Origin of the sequence: Rhizobium giardinii bv. giardinii H152, assembly GCF_000379605.1 — a bacterium.
GTDB lineage: Bacteria > Pseudomonadota > Alphaproteobacteria > Rhizobiales > Rhizobiaceae > Pararhizobium > Pararhizobium giardinii.
Window position 1 is genome coordinate 81,453 of the sequence record NZ_KB902679.1, and the last position, 19,715, is coordinate 101,167.

Genomic DNA, 19,715 nt, shown 5'->3' on the forward strand with positions numbered 1-19,715 from the left:
CCTATTGCAGGGAGGGGCGCGACAGCGGGATCGGAATCGTGCCATCCGGCAGATCGCTGGTCCCGGCATTGATCACCTGCTGGATCGCCGCATCGCTAGACTGCGCTGGCTGGACCTGGGGCGCGACATAGGCGGTGCCGAAGGTCGCCGACTGCTCGGAGGCTGCCGGAGCGGCCAGCACCGCGGCACAGGCTTTCGGCAGGTCGGAAAGCGTCGCAAACCTTGGCTTCACCGGCTTGTCGCCGGGTTTCTTCACAGGCTTGGCCCAAGGCTCCTTGGTGAACCACCAGGACAGCGACTTGTCGCAGCCGTCGCCGCTTGCAACCGGCGCCTGCGCCTTGCACCCGGCGGCGCCGGGCGGGCAGTGCATGCGAATGTGGAAATGTTCGTCATGGCCATAGATCGGGCGGACCTTGCCGAGCAGCGAGCGCTCGCCCGTCCATGTGTCGCACAGTTTTTTCTTGATCGCCGGATTGACGAAGACCCGCTCCACCTGCGGATAGCTCGCAGCCTGCATGACGACCTTGGCATGGGTCGGCGTCCAGCGTTGGGGGTTCACGGTCAGGAATTTGCTCTTGTCGAGCATGGAGGTGAACGGGAAATCCTCGCGGGCTTGGGAGGAGAGGCGCTGCGCCGGCATCGGCGTGAACCAGATATCCGCATCGAGCCCGATCTGATGGGAGGAGTGTCCGGACAGCATCGGCCCACCCCGCGGCTGGGAAATGTCGCCGATCAGGATGCCGGAGCCCCACCCGAGCCCGGCTGCGTCCTTCGAGAACCGTTCAAGAAGCGCGATCATCGCCGGATTGCCCCAGCGGCGGTTTCGCGACAGCCGCATCGCCTGCCATGTCGGTCCGTCCGTCGGGATGGCGACGGCGCCGGCCATGCAGCCTTTGGCGTAAAAACCGATCGGGCTCGCAGCCGCGTTGCTGGGAAGCTGAACCTTGCCGAAAATCTGCTTGGCCGGCGTGTCATCGGCAGCGGTTGCGTCGCCGAAGACGAGGCTCGAGCCGACCAGCGCCGCCAGTGCCATCGATCCCAGATGCCGAAAGAGTCCTGCCATTCTCACTGTCATTCCCCGCTGATTCCCCGGTCGTCATAATGCCGCATCCCGAAGCGCAGCTCCAGTCGCGATTGTCCTCGCTTGGCGTGACACGGTGTCGTTGTGTCAGCCTTGCGGAGGCTGCGATGCTGACCCAAAAAACATGCCTGATTTGAGGCAGCTTCTGTCAATTGCCCGGATTTTGCCTATTCTGTCCTTCAAGCAAGAAAAAAAGGAAAAGCTGGATGCGGCGAATTGGCATGACTTTCAGAAATGTTGTGACGTTGGTGGCAGTGCTCTTCCTGTCACTACCTGCGCCGGCCACCGCTGAGGAGCCGGAATGGCATGGCGGCACCGCGACGGTGGGCGAACTGAAATACACGGACGGATTTTCCCGCTTCGACTACGTCAATCCCGATGCGCCAAAGGGCGGCAACGTGAACCTGACGGCTTCGGGCACGTTTGATACGCTCAATTCGTTGCTTGCCAAGGGCGAAATCGCTGCGGGAATGGCATCGCCGCCGGCAGGCAATCTCGTTTACGACAGGCTGATGACGCCCTCCATGGACGAGATCGCCTCGGATTATGGTCTTCTGGCGGAGGCCATCGCCTATCCGGACGATTTCGGCTTTGTAAAGTTCCGGCTGCGGGCCGAGGCCAAATGGGCAGATGGCCAGCCGGTGACGCCGGAGGATGTCGTCTTCAGTTTCGAGAAAACCAAGGAGCTCGACCCCCAGAAGGAATTTTACTACAAGCATGTGACCAAGGCCGAAAAGACAGGCGACCGCGAAATCACGTTCTTCTTCGACGAGAAGAACAATCGGGAACTGCCGAAAATCGTCGGCGAACTGATGATCGTTCCGAAGCACTGGTGGGAAGGCAAGGACGCCAGGGGCGTTCAGCGCGACATCTCGAAAACCACGCTTGAAATCCCGATGGGTTCGGGGCCTTACAAGATCGCAGCAATGACGCCGGGCGCAACCATCCGCTACGAGCTGCGCGACGACTATTGGGGCAAAAACCTCAACGTGAATATCGGCCAGAACAATTTCGCTTCCTACACCTATTCCTATTATGCCGACCTCGATGTCGCCTTTGAAGCGTTCCGTTCCGGCAATGCCGACTATTGGGTGGAAAACACCGCCAAGCGCTGGGCGACAGCCTATGACTTCCCGGCCGTCAAGGATGGCCGGATCAAACGCGAAATCCTTGACAATGATTATCGCAACAGCGGCGTTCTGGTCGGTTTCATCCCCAACCTGCGCCGTGCGAAGTTTCAGGATCAGCGTGTGCGCGAGGCGCTCAACTACGCCTTCGATTTCGAGGAGCTGAAGCGGACGATCTTTTACAATCAGTACGACCGCATCGACAGCTACTTTTTCGGATCGGAACTCGCTTCCAGCGGCTTGCCGCAGGGCCGCGAACTGGAAATCCTCAATGAGATGAAGAATCAGGTTCCGCCCGAAGTCTTTACCAAGGAGTACAAGAATCCGGTCGGCGGCGACCAGAAGAAGCAGCGGGATAATCTGCGCCGGGCGATCGCCCTGTTCAAGGAAGCCGGCTACGAACTGAAGGGTAACCGGATGGTCAACTCAAAGACCGGCGAACCCTTCGGTTTCGAAATCCTGCTTGACGGTCCGACGATCGAGGTCGTGGCGCTGCCTTTTGCGCAAAATCTAAAGAAGATCGGTGTTCAAGTCAGCGTTCGTACGGTGGATCGGTCGCAATATACCAACCGTTGGCGCTCGCGCGATTTCGACATGATCTATCTCGGCTGGGGACAATCCCTGAACCCCGGCAATGAACAGGCGGAATATTGGGGGTCTGAATCCGCCAAGCGCGACGGTTCGCAGAATTATGCGGGCATCAGCGATCCGGGCATTGATGCACTTATTCGCCGGATTATCTTCGCCAAGGACAGAGACGAACTGATTGCCACGACCAAGGTCCTCGACCGGGTGCTGCTCGCCCATCACTTTGTCGTGCCCAGCTACACCGCGCGTTATTCGCGGCTCGCCTATTCGGCCAATCTCGAGCATCCACCGGAACTTCCCAAATACGCCGTGGGCTTCCCCGACATCTGGTGGTCGAAGTCGGCTGCCGCGCAATGAAAGCCTTGCACAGGGCTCGCGGTGTACTCCAAATGCACATATGCGAATCAGTTGGGCGCCGGAGCCGGTCGTGGCGGCGGCGCCTTGAAGGAGACCAGCGGATTGACTGAAAACAGGTGCGTTGCCGATAGCGGATCGAATCTTGCTGCCGGAGCAAACGGCAAGCGGGAGGTTCGCTGATGGGTGCCTATATTCTGCGGCGGCTTCTGCTGATGATCCCGACGATCGTCGGCATCATGGCCATCTCCTTTGCCGTCGTTCAGTTCGCCCCCGGCGGGCCGGTGGAACAGGTTATCTCCGACCTGACCGGCCAGAATCAGGGCGGCGATCGGCTGTCCGGCGGCGGTGGCGATCTCGCTGTCCAGCCTCTCGGTGACGAGTCCTCCGGAAAATATCGCGGCGCGCAGGGGCTCGATCCGGAGTTCATTGCGAAGCTGGAAAAGCAGTTCGGTTTCGACAAGCCGCCGCTCGAGCGCTTCGGCCTGATGATGTGGAACTATATCCGGTTCGATTTCGGCGAGAGCTTCTTCCGCAACACCTCGGTGATCGACCTGATCCTCGACAAGATGCCCGTCTCCATCTCGCTCGGCCTCTGGATTCTTCTGGTTTCGTACGCGATCTCCATTCCGCTGGGCATCAAGAAGGCCATCTCGGACGGCTCGACCTTCGATGTCTGGACGTCCGGCATCATCATCATCGGCTATGCGGTGCCGGGCTTCCTGTTCGGCATTTTGCTGATCGTGCTCTTTGCCGGCGGCTCGTTCTTCGACTGGTTCCCGCTGCGCGGCATCGTCTCGGATAATTTTGTCCAGTTGAACTGGTGGCAGAAGATCCTCGATTATTTCTGGCACATGACCCTGCCGTTGATCACGCTGCTGATGTCGGCCTTTGCAACGACAACGCTGCTGACGAAGAATTCCTTCATCGACGAGATCAAGAAGCAATATGTCATCACGGCCCGCGCCAAGGGTCTGAACGAGCGACAGGTCCTCTACGGGCACGTTTTCCGCAATGCCATGCTGATCGTCATCGCCGGCTTTCCGGGCGCCTTCATCACGGCTTTCTTTACCGGATCGCTGTTGACGGAATATATATTCTCGCTCGATGGCCTCGGCCGGCTTGGCTACGAATCCGTCGTCAAGCGCGACTACCCCATCGTTTTTGCGACGCTCTACATCTTCTCGCTGATGGGCCTGCTCGTCGGCCTCTTGTCGGACCTGATCTATACCTGGGTCGATCCGCGCATCGATTTTGAGCGGAGGGATGTCTGATGGCAGATGTCATCTCCACCAATCCGGGCCTCGTCACCGGCGCGTCCGGGCGGCTGTCGCCGATCAACCACCGCCGCTGGGAGAATTTCAGGGCCAACCGGCGCGGCTACTGGTCGTTCTGGATATTCATGGTGCTGTTCGGCCTCAGCCTCTGCGCTGAATTCATCGCCAACGACAAACCGGTCCTTGCTTCCTACAAGGGCGAAATTCTGGTGCCGGTGCTCGTCAACTATCCGGAAGAGAAGTTCGGCGGCTTCCTGGCCGAAACGGATTACCGCTCCGACTATATCCGCGACGAGATCAACGCCAATGGCTGGATGATCTGGCCGCCGATCCGCTATTCCTACCAGACGGCCAATTCCAACATCCCGCATTCGGCTCCGACGGCACCCTTCTGGCTGATGGACAAGGCGGAACGCTGCTCCGGCTATCCTCAAGGGGAGAACGACCCCGGCTGCACGCTCGGCAACCTCAATTGGCTCGGCACCGACGACCAGGCCCGCGATGTTGCGGCCCGGATGATCTACGGCTTTCGTATTTCCGTGCTCTTCGGTCTCGCCTTGACCGTTCTCTCCGCCATCGTCGGTGTTACCGCCGGTGCCGTGCAGGGTTATTTTGGCGGCTGGACGGACCTGCTCCTGCAGCGCTTCATCGAGATCTGGTCGTCGATGCCGGTGCTCTATATCCTCCTGATCATCGCCGCGATCCTGCCACCCGGCTTCTTCGTGCTGCTCGGCATCATGCTGCTGTTCTCCTGGGTCGGTTTCGTCGGCATCGTGCGGGCCGAGTTTCTGAGAGCCCGCAATTTCGAATATGTCCGCGCCGCCCGGGCACTCGGCGTCAACAACCGGACGATCATGTTCCGCCACTTGCTGCCCAATGCCATGGTGGCGACTCTCACCTTCCTGCCGTTCATCCTCTCCGGCTCGATCACCACGCTCACCTCGCTCGACTTCCTTGGCTTCGGCATGCCGCCGGGCTCTGCCTCGCTCGGCGAGTTGATCTCGCAGGGCAAATCCAATCTGCAGGCCCCATGGCTCGGCCTGACCGCCTTCGTCGTCATGTCCGTGATGCTGTCGCTCTTGATCTTCATCGGCGAAGCGGTCCGCGATGCGTTCGACCCGAGAAAGACGTTCAGGTGATCAACTCGATGACAGATACACTCCTTTCCGTGCGCGACCTCTCCGTTTCCTTCCACCAGGGCGGCAAGACGTCGGTGGCGGTGGACCGCATATCCTTCGGCATCAAGCGCGGCGAAGTCGTCGCGCTGGTCGGCGAATCCGGCTCGGGCAAGTCGGTTTCGGCCAATTCGATTCTGAAGCTCTTGCCCTATCCGGCGGCAAGCCATCCGAGTGGCGAGATCCTGTTCAACGGCAAGGATCTGATGAAGGCGTCCGAGGCCGAACTGCGCCAGGTGCGCGGCAACGACATCACCATGATCTTCCAGGAGCCGATGACGTCGCTCAACCCGCTGCACTCGATCGAGCGGCAGATTGCCGAAATCGTCGAACTGCATCAGGGCCTTACAGGAGCCGCTGCCCGAACCCGTGTTTTGGAACTGCTCAATCAGGTCGGCATCCGCGAGCCGGAGAAGCGCCTCGCGGCCTATCCGCATGAGCTCTCCGGCGGCCAGCGCCAACGTGTGATGATCGCCATGGCGCTCGCCAACCGGCCGGAGCTCCTGATCGCCGACGAGCCGACGACGGCGCTCGACGTGACCGTTCAGGCGCAGATCCTCGAGCTTCTGAAAGAGCTCAAGGACGAGCATGGCATGTCGATGCTGTTCATCACCCATGACCTCGGCATCGTCCGCAAGATCGCCGACCGGGTCTGCGTCATGACCAAAGGCAAGATCGTCGAAACAGGACCGACGGCGGAGATTTTCGCCAATCCGCAGCACGCCTATACCCGCCATCTCCTCGCTTCGGAACCCAAGGGTGTGCCGCCGGTCTCCGACACCACGAAGCCTGTGGTGATCGAAGCACAGGATGTGAAGGTCTGGTTCCCGATCAAGGCGGGTTTCCTGCGCAAGGTCGTCGACCATGTGAAAGCCGTCGACGGGATCGACGTGACGCTGCGCGCCGGTCAGACGCTCGGGGTGGTCGGCGAATCCGGCTCGGGAAAGACGACGCTTGGCCTTGCCCTGACGCGCCTGATCTCCTCCAGGGGCCGCATCAGCTTCGTCGGCAATGAGATAGCCGGCTACTCGTTTACACAGATGCGCCCCTTGCGCCGCCGCATGCAGATCGTCTTTCAGGATCCCTATGGTTCGCTGAGCCCGCGCATGTCCATCAGCGATATTGTCGGCGAAGGCCTGAAGGTGCACGAGCCCTCGCTGTCTGAAAAGGAGCGCGATGCGCGCGTCGCGGCTGCCCTTGAGGAGGTCGGGCTCGATGCGGCAACGCGGTGGCGCTATCCGCACGAGTTCTCCGGCGGCCAGCGCCAGCGTGTCGCCATTGCCCGCGCCATGGTGCTCAAACCGCAATTCGTCATGCTCGACGAGCCGACCTCGGCGCTCGACATGAGCGTGCAGGCGCAGGTGGTCGACCTGTTGCGTGACCTGCAGGCAAAACATTCGCTCGCCTATCTCTTCATCAGCCACGACCTGAAGGTCGTCAGAGCGCTCGCCAACGACATGATCGTGATGCGGTTCGGCAAGGTGGTCGAGCAGGGGCCGTCGGAACGCATCTTCATGGCTCCCCAGGAAGATTATACCAAGGCGCTGATGGCCGCCGCCTTCAACCTGGAAGCGGTCAACGTCCCCGCCATCAATCAATAGAGTTCCGTTTCATGCCTTCGAAAAGCCCCGTCATCATCGATCTGAAGTTCATTCCGCAGGAGGTCGAAGACGGCCTGAAAGGTGCCTTTTCCGGCCGCGAGGTCATCAATCTCGCCGATCCCGCGCACAAGGGCCGCGACCTCTCCGGCATCGCCTATGCGGTCGTCTGGAAATCCGCCCCGGACCTGTTTTCGCGTGCGCCGGATCTGAAAGTCGTGTTTTCCGGCGGCGCCGGCGTCGATCACGTGCTGACGCTTCCCGGCCTGCCGGACGTGCCGCTGGTCCGCTTCGTCGATCGCAGCCTGACGACGCGCATGAGCGAGTGGGTGGTGATGAACTGCCTTCTGCATCTGCGCCAGCACCGCGCCTATGAGGCGCGCGCCAAGGCGCACGTCTGGGAAGATCTGAGCCAGCCCGAGGCCGCCGAGATCACTGTCGGCGTCATGGGCCTTGGCGTGCTGGGGCAGGACGCCATCCGCAAGCTCGGCGTCATCGGCTTCCAGACCATCGGCTGGTCACGCTCGAAGAAGGAGATTGACGGTGTCGAGACCTTCGCGGGCGCTGAACTGGGAGCGTTCCTCGCTCGAACGGATTTCCTCGTCGGCCTGCTGCCGCTGACGGACGAAACCCGCGGCATCTTCAATGCCGCGGTCTTCTCAAAGCTCAGGCGCGGCAGCCCACTCGGCGCGCCGGTCTTCATCAATGGCGGCCGGGGCGGCAGCCAGGTCGAGGCCGACATTCTGGCAGCGCTGCAATCGGGCGTGCTCGGCGGGGCCTCGCTCGACGTGTTCGAGCAGGAACCGCTGGCCAAGGACAGCCCCTTCTGGGACATGGACAACGTCTATGTCACCCCGCACGTCGCGGCCTCGTCGGACGTCAAGGCGCTGTTTTCTCATGTCGAGCAGCAGATCAACCGTTTCGAAAGCGGTCTGTCGCTTCAGCATCTGGTGGATCGCAAAGCCGGCTATTGATCAGGGCCGGCGATACCCCGTCGGCTGATCATAAAGCCAGCCGATACGGGCGATCGCATCGTCCAGTCCCTCCAGCGCGACGTTCATCGTATGGCCGTTGGCATGCAGCAGTGTACGCTCATCGAGCATGATGGCCACGTGACCCTTCCAGAAGACGAGATCGCCGCGACGAAGTTCGTCGCGGGCAATGGCGGTGCCAAGTTCCTTGGCCTGCATGTCGGTGTCGCGCGGTGCGGTTTTTCCGGTCATCATCATCGACAGCTGGATAAGACCGGAGCAATCAATGCCGAAGCCGGAGCGTCCGCCCCAGAGATAGGGCGTTTCAAGGAACCGTGCCGCCACGGAGACGTAATCTCCAAAGAGCGGCTTTCCCAATTCCGCGCAGTGATTGGCAATGACGGCCTGTCCACCTTCCAACAGGAAATAGCGCGTGCCGCGGGTCTCGCGCTCGTCGATCACGGCAATGCGATTGCCCATGGAAAGTGCCTGCACCGTCGGAAATTTGAGATCAGGGCCGGAATAGACGAAGGTGCGGGGCGCGGTGACGATATGCGTGCGGCTGTGAACCACAGGCGAAATGGCATAGTCCGGAACATAGCCGACATAGCTGTCGAAATCGGCCTTTACCCAGGCCCAGCCACCCGCGCTGTCGAAGACATGGACCGTTTCTCCGAGCAAAAGTTCAGTGTCGGTGCCGCATTCGAGCTCCGGACGGGCTCGCATCTGGACCACCGGTGCGGAGATGATACCCGGTGAGCCGCTCACATAATTTGCGGCCTCGACGATGCCACGCAACCGCTCCTCGGCAAGGTCGGGGCGATAGGCGTTGAGCCGGCGGTCGGGAAGATCAGGCATGTGTCCTCAGATAGACAGTTTGCGTCCCTGATCAATGATCAGATCGCCCAGTTTTTCAAGATAAAGTGCGCCCTCGACCGTCCGTTTGATGATCACATTGCGCCTGTCGCGCTCGTCGCGCGCGCGGGCGACGAGGCCGAGATCGCCCATCGTGTCGAGGGCACGGGTGATCACGGGCTTGGTCACGCCGAGAATGGCGGCCAGCCCGCGTACGGTATGCGGTGGCGGCACGAGGTAAATATGCAGAAGAATGGAGATCTGGCGCAGAGTGAGGTCGCGATTGTCGATGCGCACCCGCTCCAGCGAGACGGCGTGCCAGAGATTCAGCGCCTGAGAGGCTGTGAGTTCGACAGGCATCCGACGTCCCCTGGTTGCGAGTGGTCAAATGTACAGGCGGGTTCGTTACGGAAGCGTTTCTTTTCGCCCATTGACCCTTTTCAAATCCGCGCGATCGCCTTTTCGATTTTCGCCAGATGCGCCGTGCGCTGCTTGGATGTCGCGCGATCCATGTCATGCAACGAGATCGTCCGGAATTGTACTTCCCTTGAGCAAAAGGCGGCGATGCCCCGCTTCAACAGGCGGCGAACGGGGTCGCCCATATAGAGTTTGACGACCCACCAGGGCGAACCGGTCGTTGTCAGCGCCCAGAAGAGCTTGATATTGGTCAGTCGCGGAATGATGCGGCCGCCGGCTTGTTCATGATCGAAGGCGATGCCGGGGGCAAAGACCCGGTCGAAGAAACCTTTCAGGATTGCCGGGAAATTGAACCACCATTGCGGAAACACAAGGATCAACCCGTCCGCCGCCTTGAGCCGTGCGACGATATCATCGACGCCGGACGCATCGTAGGGAACGTCGAAATAGCCGCGCCGTTCGGTTTCGCTCAGGCAGGGGTCGAAGTCCTCCCCGTAGAGATCGAGCAGATCGACACTGTGGCCATTCTTCTCCAGCGCCGCCGTGGCGGCAGTAGCAACGCTCGAGGCGAAACTGCCGGCCAAGGGATGAGCGAGAACCATCAGAAAGCGCACGCGGTTTCCATGCTTAGAACAGGCTCCCTTGCTTCGGCGGTTCCGGCGACGCGTGCTTTTCCGCACGCTTCCTGGCAGGTTGCGGCGGCGTTGGAGCGCCGCCTTCCGTGGTCATGGCGTTGACAGACCCGTCGGCAAATTCGATCGCAATCGCCTGATTCAGCGACAGGGCCGAGGCCGCCTTGACCGGGGCACCCGTCTCGTCGCGGACCAATGCATAGCCGCGCTTCAGCACGTTGCGATAGGACAGCGACTGAAGGATGCGGTCCTGCGCGATGATGGCGCTGCGTCGTCGCCGCAGATCGGCCAGAAGCGCGTTGTCGGCTCGGCCTGCGAGGCCCGTCAGGCGATCCTGGGTGCGGTGAATCTGGCTAAGCAGCCGGCCGGGCAGGGTTCTGAGTGAGGCATCAGCCGACGATATCCTGGCAGCCGAGCGATGGATCAGGCGCTCGACGATGCGTTCCGCGCGGATCATATGCTCAGACAGTTTCTGCCGCCGCTCGTAGATCCGGCTCGACAGCACATCCGGGCGCAGATGCGCGGCCGTGCGCTCGAAGGCGCGCCGTTTGTTGGCCGTGTTCATCTGCAACCCACGCCCTAGCCCTGCCGACGCCTCGTCGAAGCGGCGACGCGGCAAGGCGAGCAGTTGGTCGAGCGAGGGTAGCGCCCGTGTCAGCGCACGAACGTTGTGCCGCCGATTGTCCATCTGCCGTGTCACGGCTGCCTTCAGACGCGCAGAGAGGCCCGAGACGCTCGCCTCCAGATCGGCCTTCACCGGCACGGCCATTTCTGCGGCACCCGTGGGCGTCGGCGCCCGTTGGTCGCTCGCATAGTCGATCAGCGTCCAGTCGGTTTCGTGTCCAACCGCAGAGATCAGCGGGATTTGCGAATTGGCTGCGGCACGCACCACCGCTTCGTCGTTGAAGCTCCAGAGGTCTTCGAGACTGCCGCCGCCGCGGGCGACGATCAGCAGGTCCGGCCGAGCGATCGGGCCATCCGCGGCAAAGGCGTTGAAACCCTCGATCGCCGCAGCCACCTCGTTGCCCGAGCCGTCGCCTTGGACTCGCACCGGCCAGACGATGACATGAACGGGGAAACGATCCGAAATCCGGTGCAGGATGTCGCGGATAACGGCGCCGGTCGGCGAGGTCACGACGCCGATGATGCGCGGCATATAGGGTAGGGGCCGCTTTCGCGCCTGATCGAAAAGTCCCTCGGCTCCGAGCTTGCGCTTGCGCTCTTCGATCAACGCCATCAGCGCGCCGGCGCCGGCCGGCTCAAGCGTCTCGATGACAATCTGGTATTTCGACGAACCGGGGAAGGTCGTCACCTTGCCGGTGGCGATCACCTCCATGCCTTCTTCGGGCCGGAATTTCAGCCGGCTCATCGTGCCTTTCCAGATGACCGCATCGATCCGCGCCTTGTCGTCCTTCAGCGAAAAATAGGCGTGCCCCGAGGAATGCGGCCCGCGATAGCCGGAGATTTCGCCGCGCACTCGCACTTGATCAAAGGCCTGCTCGACCGTGCGCTTGATCGAGCCGGACAACTCGGAGACCGAATATTCGGTGAGATTGGTGGGCGAATCGGAATCGAAGAAAGAGCTCATGGCCTATTTTGCCGCGCCCAGCCCTGGATGACCAGCCGTTGCCGGCGCCACTCAACAGGCCTTTCAGTTTCCCCGTTTGTCCCCGGTGCTCAAAGCCGTGCGCATCATGGCGCCAACGTCAACCGCAACCGAGGAACAAGCCGATGCCCGACCGTTTTTCCAGCAATATTCCGTCCCTCACCAGTCCGGCAACGCACGGATTTACTGTCACCCCCAGCGACACGATCGACCTGTCCGAGGTGACGCGGGCGATCTATGTCGGCTCCGGCGGTGCACTCGCGGTGCGCCTCCTGTCGGGCCAGACCGTCACCTTCGCCGGCGTCTCCGCCGGCAGCATACTGCCGCTGCGCGCCGATCGCGTGCTGGCAACCGGCACGACCGCCGGCAGCATCGTTGGGCTCGTCTGATGGTGTCGCTCGGTCTCAGTTCAGGCCTTGGTCTGGCCGGCACAGGCGCCGCATCGTTTGCCGGCGCAGCTTTTACGGCTATGCGACCAACCTTTTCCTCAATGCGTTCACACCCGCGACGCAGACTGTCGCGGTCACCAATGCAGCGCAATACACCGTTTCCTGTCGGGGCACTGGCTCGCTGAACCTGTCAGGCGCGGCGGCTGGCACGGTGACGCAAGCCGCGCCAGTCACCTTCACCGCGACGTCGACAAGCCTGACGCTGACGGTCAACGGCGCTTTGAGCCGGGTGCAGCTGGAAACGGGGGCGGCGGCCAGCTCCTTCGTCCAGACGGCGGCCAGCGCAGCAGCGCGAAGCGCCGATAGTTGCCGCCTGTCGCCGGTCGGCGAAGCCTTGATTCAGAGGGGCGCAGCCACCCTTCTCCTGAAGGGGCAGGGCATCTCCGGTTCTCTCGGACGTCTCGTCGGCATCGGCACGGGTGACGAGATCATGCGCCTCAACACGGCTCAGACCAACGTGATTGCCGGCAATTCATTGGCGATTGCGGGCGTCAGCGTGCCCCTGCCCGCCTTCGGCATCTGTCTCGGTTGGAGCGCCGCCGGCCGGTCAGGCAGCTACAATGGCGGGACAATCGCCACCGATGCGACGGTACCGGCAGCAGCGGGTCAGGTCTTCCTCGGGCGGAATCAGGCGGGCCTGTTTGCCGCCGGCCGTTATGACAGCCTGACGGTCTGGCCCTTTGGGGCGTCCAACGCGGCGATCCAGGCAAAGGCCTTAGCCTATTCCTGACCCAAGCAACGGCCATAGATTTCCCGCAAATGTACCTTATGCCGGTCGCCGAGGAGCTCTTCGGCGACCGCTTCGTCAAGAGCAATCGGAGGGTTAAACCAGTTTTTGCGAGCCTTGGGCAGATTTTTGCGCTATGCTGATCATCGGGAGGGGTCGGATGATAGTCTTGACCACATTTGCAATCGGACTTTCGACGGCGGGTTTGCGATCTGTGCCTTGCTATGCTCTGGCCGGTGGTCTGATCATCGCAGCCTTCGTTCTTGCGGCACTCTTTTCAGCCGGCGCCGTCTCCCTGATTGCGCTCGTTCTCGCGTTACTCGCTTACAATGCGGGGATCGCCGCACCGGTCTTCGCCGCGTTCATTCTTGCGCGAAGAAGGCAGGCATAGGGCGAGACCCCCACTATGTGAGCAACCCGCCGCTTTCTGCAGCGGGCGGGTATTTCCCGTTCAGACCGGCTCCCAACCACCCTTTTCGCTGGCGCGGTAGATCGCATCAATCAGCTTCTGATTGTTCACAGAGCTTTCCAGCGTCACTACTTCTTCCGTCTCCCCCGTTGCGGCGCGCGAAAAGGCCTCGGCTTCGAGCTTGTACTGGCGCGCGTCCTGAAAGCGGAAGTGTTGAGATTGCGAGTGGTTCTGGTTTGTCAGTTCCAGTTCTTCCGCACCGTAGCGATCAGCGTTGAACGGCGACTTGACCTCGATGAAGCCCTTGTCGCCGTGGAACACCATCACCTGGCGAGCGGCAAGCTGGGTGGAAATGTAGAAGCTCAGCTCGAACTCGCCGAAGTCGGCCCTGACGCTCGAATAGATGTCGGTGCCGAATTCCGGATCGCGATCGGTGCTCGCCTGAACGCGGATCGGTTCCTTGCCCGTGACGAAACGCGTCGTGATCGTCGGATAGACGCCGATGTCGGGCAGGCCGCCGCCGCCCAGTTCCGGCTTGTTGCGCATATTGGTGGCATCGCGGTTATAGTAGGTGAAGGCGCCCTGAACGTGGCGCAACCTGCCGATCGCGCCTTCCTGCAAGAGCGAACGAACCTTGTGCCAGACAGGGCTGTAGGTCACCATGAAGGCTTCCGATATCAGCACCTTGTTGCGGTCGCGCGCCGCGATCACGGCGTCGATTTCCGATGCCTTCAAGGACATCGGCTTTTCGCAGAGCACGTGCTTTCCGGCATCGGCCGCCTTGATCGTCCATTCGATGTGCTGTGAGGTTGGCAACGGAATGTAGACGGCGTCGATGAGGTCAGAAGCCAGCATTTCCTCGTAGGAGCCGAAAGCGTGGGGCACCGAGAAACGGTCGGCCATGGCGCGTGCCTTGGAGAGATCGCGGCTGGCGATCGCCGCGACGACGCAGTTCTCAGCATCCTGGATGGCGGGAACAACGAGCTCGCGGCCGATCTTGGCCGTCGACAGAATACCGAAACGCAACATGACCTATCCTCCCTGTTTCGGCGGCACAGTAACCGCGCGGTAGGTGCCGTTCAAGCTAAGCAGGTTCCGGAAAAGTGTCCAACGGTTTTCCGGCCAGAACCTGCGTTAAAACAAACACCTAAGCAGACGAAACGTTGGCCTGCCAACAAAAGTCTGCTTAGGTGCGCGGGAATAAAATTGCCGCCGGGCATGTAAAAACGCTGTACCTCGCCTATGTCCATGGGGCAGACTTCGGAGCCTCCCAAGCGATACCCCTTAGCAGCCAGGAGCGACTTCATGGAAAAGCGAACCCTCGGCCGCACCGGCCTGTCCATCGCGCCGCTGGTCTTCGGTGGCAATGTCTTCGGCTGGACCGCGGATGAAAAGACCTCCTTCCAATTGCTCGGCGCCTTCTTCGCCGCAGGCTTCAATGCCGTCGATACTGCCGATGCCTATTCCACCTGGGTTCCGGGCAATAGCGGCGGCGAATCCGAGACGATCATCGGCAAATGGCTGAAGCAGTCGGGCCGATCGCGGGACGAGGCCGTGATTGTCACCAAGGTCGGCTCCGAGATGGGGCCGGATCGCAAGGGGCTTTCGGCAAGATGGATCCTGCAGGCCGTCGAGGATTCCCTTCGTCGGCTGCAGACCGATCATATCGACGTCTATCTGTCGCATTGGCCCGATCCGGAAACGCCCTATGAGGAAACGCTCAGGGCCTATGAGAGCCTTCTGCAGCAGGGCAAGGTTCGCCATATCGGAGCCTCCAATCTGAATGCGGAGCAGCTGCGCGCCGCACTCGATGTTTCGAAACAGCAGAACCTGCCGCGCTATGACGTGCTGCAGCCGGAATATAATCTCTATGACCGCGCGTCCTTCGACGGTGCGCTGCGCAATCTCTGCATCGCCGAGGAGATCGGCGTGATCACCTATTTCGGCCTTGCGAGAGGTTTTCTTTCGGGGAAATATCGTTCGCACAGGGATATGGAAGCCTCGGCGCGCGGCAGCGGCATCGGCAAATATCTCGACGGCCGCGGTATGCGGATCCTGGGCGCGCTGGACGAGGTAGCGGCGGAGACCGGCAACACCCAGGCAGAGATCGCGCTGGCCTGGATCATGGCACGCAGGGGCGTCACGGCACCGATTTCCAGCGCGACGAACCTGACCCAGCTCGAAAGCCTGGTCAAGGCGGCTTCGATCCGCCTTTCCAATGAGGCCTGCCAGCTGCTAAACGAGGCCAGCGAATAGCAGACCCGGGAGGAAGAAGGCATGACGGTTGAGATACGCCACGCGGCACCCGGCGACGAAGCGGACTGGCGCAGGCTCTGGGCGGGCTATGTCGCGTTTTACCGGGTGGCGGTATCCCCGGACGTGACGACAACGACGTGGGGCCGGATCATCGATCCTGCAACGCCGCTGTTCATGCGTGTCGCGGTGCTGGACGGCCACGTCGTCGGCTTTGCCATCTGCCTCTTGCATGAGGCGACCTGGGTGAAGGAGCCGGTCTGTTATCTGGAAGACCTTTTCCTCGATGAGGCTGTGCGCGGAAAGGGCATCGGCAAGGCGCTGCTCGACGATCTCGTCGACAAGGCCAAGGCCAACGGCTGGGCCCGCCTCTACTGGCATACCGACGAAGGTAATCAGACGGCACGGCGGCTCTACGACAAATATACCGAGGCCGATGGCCATGTTCACTACCGGATGAGCTTTTAACCGTTCAGGGACGGAAAGCCCTGATATAACACGGCATGGCTGCCGGAATGATTGGCCATGCCTTCCTTCGTCAGCAGGCCAGCCGGCGCCGCATAGCTGCGGATGCGCCGTGCCGGCCGCTCGTGCCACTGGATATTCACCGCCCAGAGTTTCGGGAAGAAGCAGAGCGACGCGTAGGGCAGGTTGTCGTGGATCCACCAGGCGAGCGACTGCCAGCCGCCGAGTTCCGCGCGCCGGTCCCAGACCCAGGGAACGACAATGCAGGCCGTCGCCCCCATGCAGCCGTCGGCGTCGCGCATGTCCCAGATGTGATCGGCGGCGCTGGCTGCATTGGTCGAGCAGTTCAGCTTGTTGCGATTGCCGAATTCATTGATGGAGCGGGACCTATAGCCGGACCGGATATGCAGCCGGCCGAAGGTCCGCTGCAGCGGCTCCAGCAATTCCTCGCAGAGCTTCGTGCCGGCAGCGATCGCCAGTTCCGGATCGTCGGGGATGTTCGGCATGCCATAGAAATCGGCGATCTCGGAATAGAGGAAGTCTCTGAGAAAGAAATTCTCCGACAGGCGCACGCGGCCCAGATTCTCGAGCGCCCTCATCGATCCAGGCTTTTTCATGCAACTTCTCCCCTTTTCCGGGAGACTATGCCGGCGGCGGTCTGCGTTCCACCCGTTTTCCTTCAGCCAACGTGCCGGAAGAAATCGATGAAGGCGCGCAAGGCCGGGCGCATCTGCCGGCGGCTGGCATAGTAGAGATAGGGGCCGGGATAGGGCGGGCACCAGTCCTCCAGGACCCGAACCAGCCGCCCCGCCTCGATATGCTCGATCACCCGCATCTCGAAGGCGTAGGCGATCCCCGCGCCGCCGATCGCCGCCGCAATGATCGGCCGGTCCTCGCCGAGAATGAGCGGCCCCTCGATGGGGATGGTCAGTTCCTGCCCATCCTTGCCGAATTCCCAGTTGTAGAGCGTGCCGTTGGAAAAACGGCGGCGGATGCAGCGGTGCCGGAGAAGATCGCGCGGATGCTCGGGGACCGGGAACCGGTCGAAATAGGCGGGCGAGGCGACGATGGCACCGCGCAGCGGCGGGCCGATCCTGACTGCGATCATATCGGCTTCCAGGCTTTCTTCCAGCCGGATACCGGCATCGAAGCCCTCGCGCACGATATCGGTAAAGCCGTCCTCGTCGGCGATTTCCAGCATGATATCCGGATAAAGACCCAGGAACTCGCCAAGCCGGGGTGCGATCAGGAGGTCGGCGGCAAAGCGCGGCGCGGTGACGCGCAGATTGCCGGAGGGCTGCCCCTTCGCCTCGATGACGGCGTCGAGCGCCATGCCGATCTCGTTCAGCGCCGGGCGCAGGCGTTCCAGGAGCAGCAGGCCTTCTCCGGTCGGCGCGACGCTGCGCGTGGTGCGTGCCAGAAGCCGGACGCCGAGGCTCTCCTCCAGTGTCGAGATCGCATGGCTGACCGCCGACGGCGCGATGCCGAGCTCCTTGGCGGCCGCGCGGAAGCTGCGATGCGCGGCGACGGTTGACAGGACGGCGAGCTGGGCGAGTTGGTTTCTGTTCATTGCTCGAAGTGATAGAACAACCCGTTAGGATTTGCAGCCATTATCAAACGATCCCAGGCGCATTAGTTTCATGCTGTAACGCCGGTGCCGGTCGGTGCTCGCGTTCCCTTTCCGGCTCACAAAGGAGCAATCAGATGAAAACCCGCAAACTTGGACAGGATCTCACCGTCTCCGCCATTGGCCTCGGCTGCATGGGCATGAGCTTTGCCTATGGCGCAGCCGATGAGCAGGAATCGATCCGCACATTGCACCGGGCGGTCGATCTCGGCGTCACCTTTTTCGATACGGCGGAGGTCTACGGCCCCTATGAAAACGAAATCCTGCTCGGAAAAGCCCTGAAGGACGTTCGCGACCGCGTCACCATTGCCACCAAGTTCGGCTTTCGCATCGCCGCCGGGAAATCCTCCAGCGAAACCATCACCGGTGTCGATGGCCGCCCGGAAAATGCCAGGGCGGTCGCCGAAGCGTCGCTGAAGCGCCTCGGCACCGACGTCATCGATCTCTACTACCAGCACCGCGTCGATCCTACCGTGCCGATCGAGGAGACGGTCGGCGCGATGGCGGAACTGGTTCGCCAAGGCAAGGTTCGCGCGCTCGGCCTTTCGGAGGCAAGTGCCGCCACCATTCGCCGCGCCCATGCCGTCCACCCGATTGCCGCCGTCCAGAGCGAATATTCGTTGTGGACTCGCGATCCGGAGGACGAGGTGCTCGAGGTCTGCCGCGAACTTGGCATCGGCTTCGTGCCGTACAGCCCGCTCGGACGCGGCATGCTGACCGGTGCGATCCGCAAGGTGGACGATCTCGAACAGGACGACTTCCGCCGCAACCTGCCGCGCTTCCAGGCTGAAAACCTCGATGCCAATGCGGCGCTTGTCGAAACGCTGGCCGGGATCGCTAAAGCCAAGGGTGTGACGGCGGCGCAGCTGGCGCTTGCCTGGGTGCTCAATCAGGGCGATTTCATCGTCCCCATCCCCGGCGCCCGCAAGCTCGACCATCTCGAGCAGAATGCGGCCGCGGCAGTGATCGATCTATCGGTCGACGAGCTGGCAATGCTTGGCGAGGCCGTGTCTCCGAGCCGCGTGGCGGGCAAGCGCTACTCGGATGCTTCGCTGGCATTGACGAACCGGTAGTGGCGTCAAGGGCTTCGCCCCTTCGGGCAAAGCCCTTGACGCGTTCTGCGCCGTATCCTTCGGTTCGTCCTTGTTCCCTTGGGCCGTCGTGGTAGGATCGCACGGCACGCTACAGCGCCGCGCGTCAAACGTGACGCGCAAAGGACGCTGCAGTAGGGAGGTGGCTCCGTATGTCGGACGAACAGGCAATTGGCACAGTCGTTCATCTCTATGTCGATGGAATGGCGTTTTGCAACGAAGCGGCCCTGCGCAAGGCCTTCCATCCGGATGCCAAGATCATCGGCAATTTTCAGGGCGCCGTCGAATGGATGTCCCGCGACGAGTTCATCGCCGCCATCCTCGCCGAACCGCCGGCCGCGCCCGGAACCCAGCCCCTGCTCGATATCGAGATCACCGACATCGAGGGCGACGCTGCCTTCGTCAAGGTGACCGACGAGTTTGCCGGAATGCGCTTCACCGATTATCTGTCCTTTCTGAAGATCGGCGGCCACTGGGTGATCGTCAACAAGCTCTATCATCTGCACCGGTAGAAGCCCTCGAGGGGGAAAGTGGATCCCCCAACGGCCGATAGCCACGCCCGGAAAATCCGCCGTGGTTCTGCTTCATGTTTACTTGGCCGGGGCGCTGGAAAGTGCCGATGACTAAGTAATTTTATATGACGCCTTCCAGCGCCCCGTTCAGTGTTGGTCGACGGGCAACTCCGGTTTCTCTGCGGGGATGGCGGCACCTTTTTTCGGTACAGGGTGACGCTCGACTGATGCCGGATTGCTCCAGCATCGACGGCGCCACGAAAGGAATTGCTCGTCGCAAGCCCAGTCGCCGGTCCTGATGTGTGCCTCACAGGCACGCCCCGTCCTGTTTCAGACGAGAGGGAAACCATTTTCTGCCGGTCCACCGGGCAAAGGCTCACGTCCTTCCTTAACCCGGCACCGGTCCCGCCTCGCCGCGACGCCTCGCGGGGTAGCCGATGACGGAACGCCACGATCATGGCACAGGTTTTCGGGGCGGGGATCAGCGGGGAAACTGCGGGG

At 61.7% G+C, this 19,715-nt stretch carries 20 protein-coding genes; 12 read left to right on the forward strand and 8 right to left on the reverse strand.

The annotated features are described in order from the left end of the window. Position 1 precedes the first annotated feature (1 nt). The gene (mepA, locus tag A3AY_RS0115660; protein ID WP_018326599.1) at positions 2-1,063 is read right to left on the reverse strand and encodes a penicillin-insensitive murein endopeptidase; all 1,062 of its coding nucleotides are present in this window, start codon (positions 1,061-1,063) and stop codon (positions 2-4) included. Positions 1,064-1,302: 239 nt separating this feature from the next. Between mepA and A3AY_RS0115665 the strand changes: the two genes are divergently transcribed. The 5 genes from A3AY_RS0115665 (at position 1,303) to A3AY_RS0115685 (ending at position 8,174) form a co-directional block, all read left to right on the forward strand. Continuing rightward, positions 1,303-3,153 carry an extracellular solute-binding protein gene (locus tag A3AY_RS0115665; RefSeq protein WP_040668846.1) on the forward strand — a complete coding sequence of 617 codons (1,851 nt, stop codon included), beginning with the start codon at positions 1,303-1,305 and terminating at the stop codon, positions 3,151-3,153. A 179-nt stretch (positions 3,154-3,332) separates the two neighbouring features. Further along, a complete protein-coding gene (locus A3AY_RS0115670; RefSeq protein WP_018326601.1) occupies positions 3,333-4,424 on the forward strand; it encodes a microcin C ABC transporter permease YejB in 1,092 nt (363 codons plus the stop codon). Next, a complete protein-coding gene (locus A3AY_RS0115675) occupies positions 4,424-5,566 on the forward strand; it encodes an ABC transporter permease (RefSeq protein ID WP_018326602.1) in 1,143 nt (380 codons plus the stop codon). The genes A3AY_RS0115670 and A3AY_RS0115675 overlap by 1 nt, the downstream gene beginning before the upstream one ends. Before the next feature lie 8 nt (positions 5,567-5,574). After that, positions 5,575-7,203, forward strand: coding sequence for an ABC transporter ATP-binding protein (locus A3AY_RS0115680; protein ID WP_026203490.1), 1,629 nt, complete (start codon positions 5,575-5,577; stop codon positions 7,201-7,203). An 11-nt stretch (positions 7,204-7,214) separates the two neighbouring features. Continuing rightward, the gene (locus tag A3AY_RS0115685; protein WP_018326604.1) at positions 7,215-8,174 is read left to right on the forward strand and encodes a 2-hydroxyacid dehydrogenase; all 960 of its coding nucleotides are present in this window, start codon (positions 7,215-7,217) and stop codon (positions 8,172-8,174) included. Here A3AY_RS0115685 and A3AY_RS0115690 read toward each other — a convergent pair whose 3' ends face one another. From A3AY_RS0115690 to xseA, 4 genes are all read right to left on the reverse strand, one after another. Further along, positions 8,175-9,029 (reverse strand): C40 family peptidase, encoded by an 855-nt coding sequence (locus tag A3AY_RS0115690; protein WP_018326605.1) that lies wholly within the window; start codon positions 9,027-9,029, stop codon positions 8,175-8,177. Positions 9,030-9,035: 6 nt separating this feature from the next. Next, positions 9,036-9,386, reverse strand: a complete 351-nt coding sequence (locus A3AY_RS0115695) for a MarR family transcriptional regulator (protein WP_018326606.1) — start codon at positions 9,384-9,386, stop codon at positions 9,036-9,038. Positions 9,387-9,466: 80 nt separating this feature from the next. Further along, positions 9,467-10,057 carry an NAD(P)H-dependent oxidoreductase gene (locus A3AY_RS0115700; RefSeq protein ID WP_018326607.1) on the reverse strand — a complete coding sequence of 197 codons (591 nt, stop codon included), beginning with the start codon at positions 10,055-10,057 and terminating at the stop codon, positions 9,467-9,469. Between the two features lie 13 nt (positions 10,058-10,070). Beyond that, positions 10,071-11,663, reverse strand: coding sequence for an exodeoxyribonuclease VII large subunit (xseA, locus tag A3AY_RS0115705; protein ID WP_018326608.1), 1,593 nt, complete (start codon positions 11,661-11,663; stop codon positions 10,071-10,073). A gap of 143 nt (positions 11,664-11,806) precedes the next feature. On the opposite strand from xseA, the gene A3AY_RS0115710 reads away from it, so the two are divergent. The 3 genes from A3AY_RS0115710 to A3AY_RS0115725 all read left to right on the forward strand — a co-directional run bounded on the left by A3AY_RS0115710 (position 11,807) and on the right by A3AY_RS0115725 (position 13,248). Then, complete coding sequence (locus A3AY_RS0115710; RefSeq protein ID WP_018326609.1) at positions 11,807-12,070, forward strand: spike base protein, RCAP_Rcc01079 family; 264 nt, start codon at positions 11,807-11,809, stop codon at positions 12,068-12,070. Then, positions 12,057-12,860 (forward strand): hypothetical protein, encoded by an 804-nt coding sequence (locus A3AY_RS0115715; RefSeq protein WP_018326610.1) that lies wholly within the window; start codon positions 12,057-12,059, stop codon positions 12,858-12,860. The genes A3AY_RS0115710 and A3AY_RS0115715 overlap by 14 nt, the downstream gene beginning before the upstream one ends. Before the next feature lie 166 nt (positions 12,861-13,026). Beyond that, complete coding sequence (locus A3AY_RS0115725) at positions 13,027-13,248, forward strand: hypothetical protein (protein ID WP_154663300.1); 222 nt, start codon at positions 13,027-13,029, stop codon at positions 13,246-13,248. Positions 13,249-13,308: 60 nt separating this feature from the next. On the opposite strand, the gene A3AY_RS0115730 is transcribed toward A3AY_RS0115725, so the two are convergent. Continuing rightward, positions 13,309-14,295: a Gfo/Idh/MocA family protein gene (locus tag A3AY_RS0115730; RefSeq protein WP_018326612.1), complete on the reverse strand. Its 987-nt coding sequence runs from the start codon at positions 14,293-14,295 to the stop codon at positions 13,309-13,311. A 276-nt stretch (positions 14,296-14,571) separates the two neighbouring features. On the opposite strand from A3AY_RS0115730, the gene A3AY_RS0115735 reads away from it, so the two are divergent. Both A3AY_RS0115735 and A3AY_RS0115740 read left to right on the forward strand, forming a co-directional pair. Beyond that, the gene (locus A3AY_RS0115735) at positions 14,572-15,522 is read left to right on the forward strand and encodes an aldo/keto reductase (RefSeq protein ID WP_018326613.1); all 951 of its coding nucleotides are present in this window, start codon (positions 14,572-14,574) and stop codon (positions 15,520-15,522) included. Positions 15,523-15,543: 21 nt separating this feature from the next. Then, positions 15,544-15,987, forward strand: coding sequence for a GNAT family N-acetyltransferase (locus tag A3AY_RS0115740; protein ID WP_018326614.1), 444 nt, complete (start codon positions 15,544-15,546; stop codon positions 15,985-15,987). On the opposite strand, the gene A3AY_RS0115745 is transcribed toward A3AY_RS0115740, so the two are convergent. Both A3AY_RS0115745 and A3AY_RS0115750 read right to left on the reverse strand, forming a co-directional pair. Beyond that, complete coding sequence (locus tag A3AY_RS0115745) at positions 15,984-16,601, reverse strand: hypothetical protein (RefSeq protein ID WP_018326615.1); 618 nt, start codon at positions 16,599-16,601, stop codon at positions 15,984-15,986. The genes A3AY_RS0115740 and A3AY_RS0115745 overlap by 4 nt on opposite strands. Positions 16,602-16,663: 62 nt before the next feature. After that, entirely contained in the window at positions 16,664-17,554 is an 891-nt protein-coding gene (locus tag A3AY_RS0115750; protein ID WP_018326616.1) for a LysR family transcriptional regulator, read from the reverse strand. A gap of 134 nt (positions 17,555-17,688) precedes the next feature. Between A3AY_RS0115750 and A3AY_RS0115755 the strand changes: the two genes are divergently transcribed. Next, positions 17,689-18,684 carry an aldo/keto reductase gene (locus A3AY_RS0115755; RefSeq protein WP_018326617.1) on the forward strand — a complete coding sequence of 332 codons (996 nt, stop codon included), beginning with the start codon at positions 17,689-17,691 and terminating at the stop codon, positions 18,682-18,684. A gap of 170 nt (positions 18,685-18,854) precedes the next feature. Continuing rightward, positions 18,855-19,214, forward strand: coding sequence for a nuclear transport factor 2 family protein (locus A3AY_RS0115760; protein WP_018326618.1), 360 nt, complete (start codon positions 18,855-18,857; stop codon positions 19,212-19,214). Positions 19,215-19,715: the final 501 nt, after the last annotated feature.

Excerpts from the sequence above, each read along its gene's own strand:
- mepA (WP_018326599.1), bottom strand. The coding sequence starts at position 1,063 with ATGGCAGGACTCTTTCGGCATCTGGGATCGATGGCACTGGCGGCGCTG.
- A3AY_RS0115665 (WP_040668846.1), top strand. The coding sequence starts at position 1,303 with ATGACTTTCAGAAATGTTGTGACGTTGGTGGCAGTGCTCTTCCTGTCA.
- A3AY_RS0115670 (WP_018326601.1), top strand. The coding sequence starts at position 3,333 with ATGGGTGCCTATATTCTGCGGCGGCTTCTGCTGATGATCCCGACGATC.
- A3AY_RS0115675 (WP_018326602.1), top strand. The coding sequence starts at position 4,424 with ATGGCAGATGTCATCTCCACCAATCCGGGCCTCGTCACCGGCGCGTCC.
- A3AY_RS0115680 (WP_026203490.1), top strand. The coding sequence starts at position 5,575 with ATGACAGATACACTCCTTTCCGTGCGCGACCTCTCCGTTTCCTTCCAC.
- A3AY_RS0115685 (WP_018326604.1), top strand. The coding sequence starts at position 7,215 with ATGCCTTCGAAAAGCCCCGTCATCATCGATCTGAAGTTCATTCCGCAG.
- A3AY_RS0115690 (WP_018326605.1), bottom strand. The coding sequence starts at position 9,029 with ATGCCTGATCTTCCCGACCGCCGGCTCAACGCCTATCGCCCCGACCTT.
- A3AY_RS0115695 (WP_018326606.1), bottom strand. The coding sequence starts at position 9,386 with ATGCCTGTCGAACTCACAGCCTCTCAGGCGCTGAATCTCTGGCACGCC.
- xseA (WP_018326608.1), bottom strand. The coding sequence starts at position 11,663 with ATGAGCTCTTTCTTCGATTCCGATTCGCCCACCAATCTCACCGAATAT.
- A3AY_RS0115710 (WP_018326609.1), top strand. The coding sequence starts at position 11,807 with ATGCCCGACCGTTTTTCCAGCAATATTCCGTCCCTCACCAGTCCGGCA.
- A3AY_RS0115730 (WP_018326612.1), bottom strand. The coding sequence starts at position 14,295 with ATGTTGCGTTTCGGTATTCTGTCGACGGCCAAGATCGGCCGCGAGCTC.
- A3AY_RS0115735 (WP_018326613.1), top strand. The coding sequence starts at position 14,572 with ATGGAAAAGCGAACCCTCGGCCGCACCGGCCTGTCCATCGCGCCGCTG.
- A3AY_RS0115740 (WP_018326614.1), top strand. The coding sequence starts at position 15,544 with ATGACGGTTGAGATACGCCACGCGGCACCCGGCGACGAAGCGGACTGG.
- A3AY_RS0115745 (WP_018326615.1), bottom strand. The coding sequence starts at position 16,601 with ATGAAAAAGCCTGGATCGATGAGGGCGCTCGAGAATCTGGGCCGCGTG.
- A3AY_RS0115750 (WP_018326616.1), bottom strand. The coding sequence starts at position 17,554 with ATGAACAGAAACCAACTCGCCCAGCTCGCCGTCCTGTCAACCGTCGCC.
- A3AY_RS0115755 (WP_018326617.1), top strand. The coding sequence starts at position 17,689 with ATGAAAACCCGCAAACTTGGACAGGATCTCACCGTCTCCGCCATTGGC.
- A3AY_RS0115760 (WP_018326618.1), top strand. The coding sequence starts at position 18,855 with ATGTCGGACGAACAGGCAATTGGCACAGTCGTTCATCTCTATGTCGAT.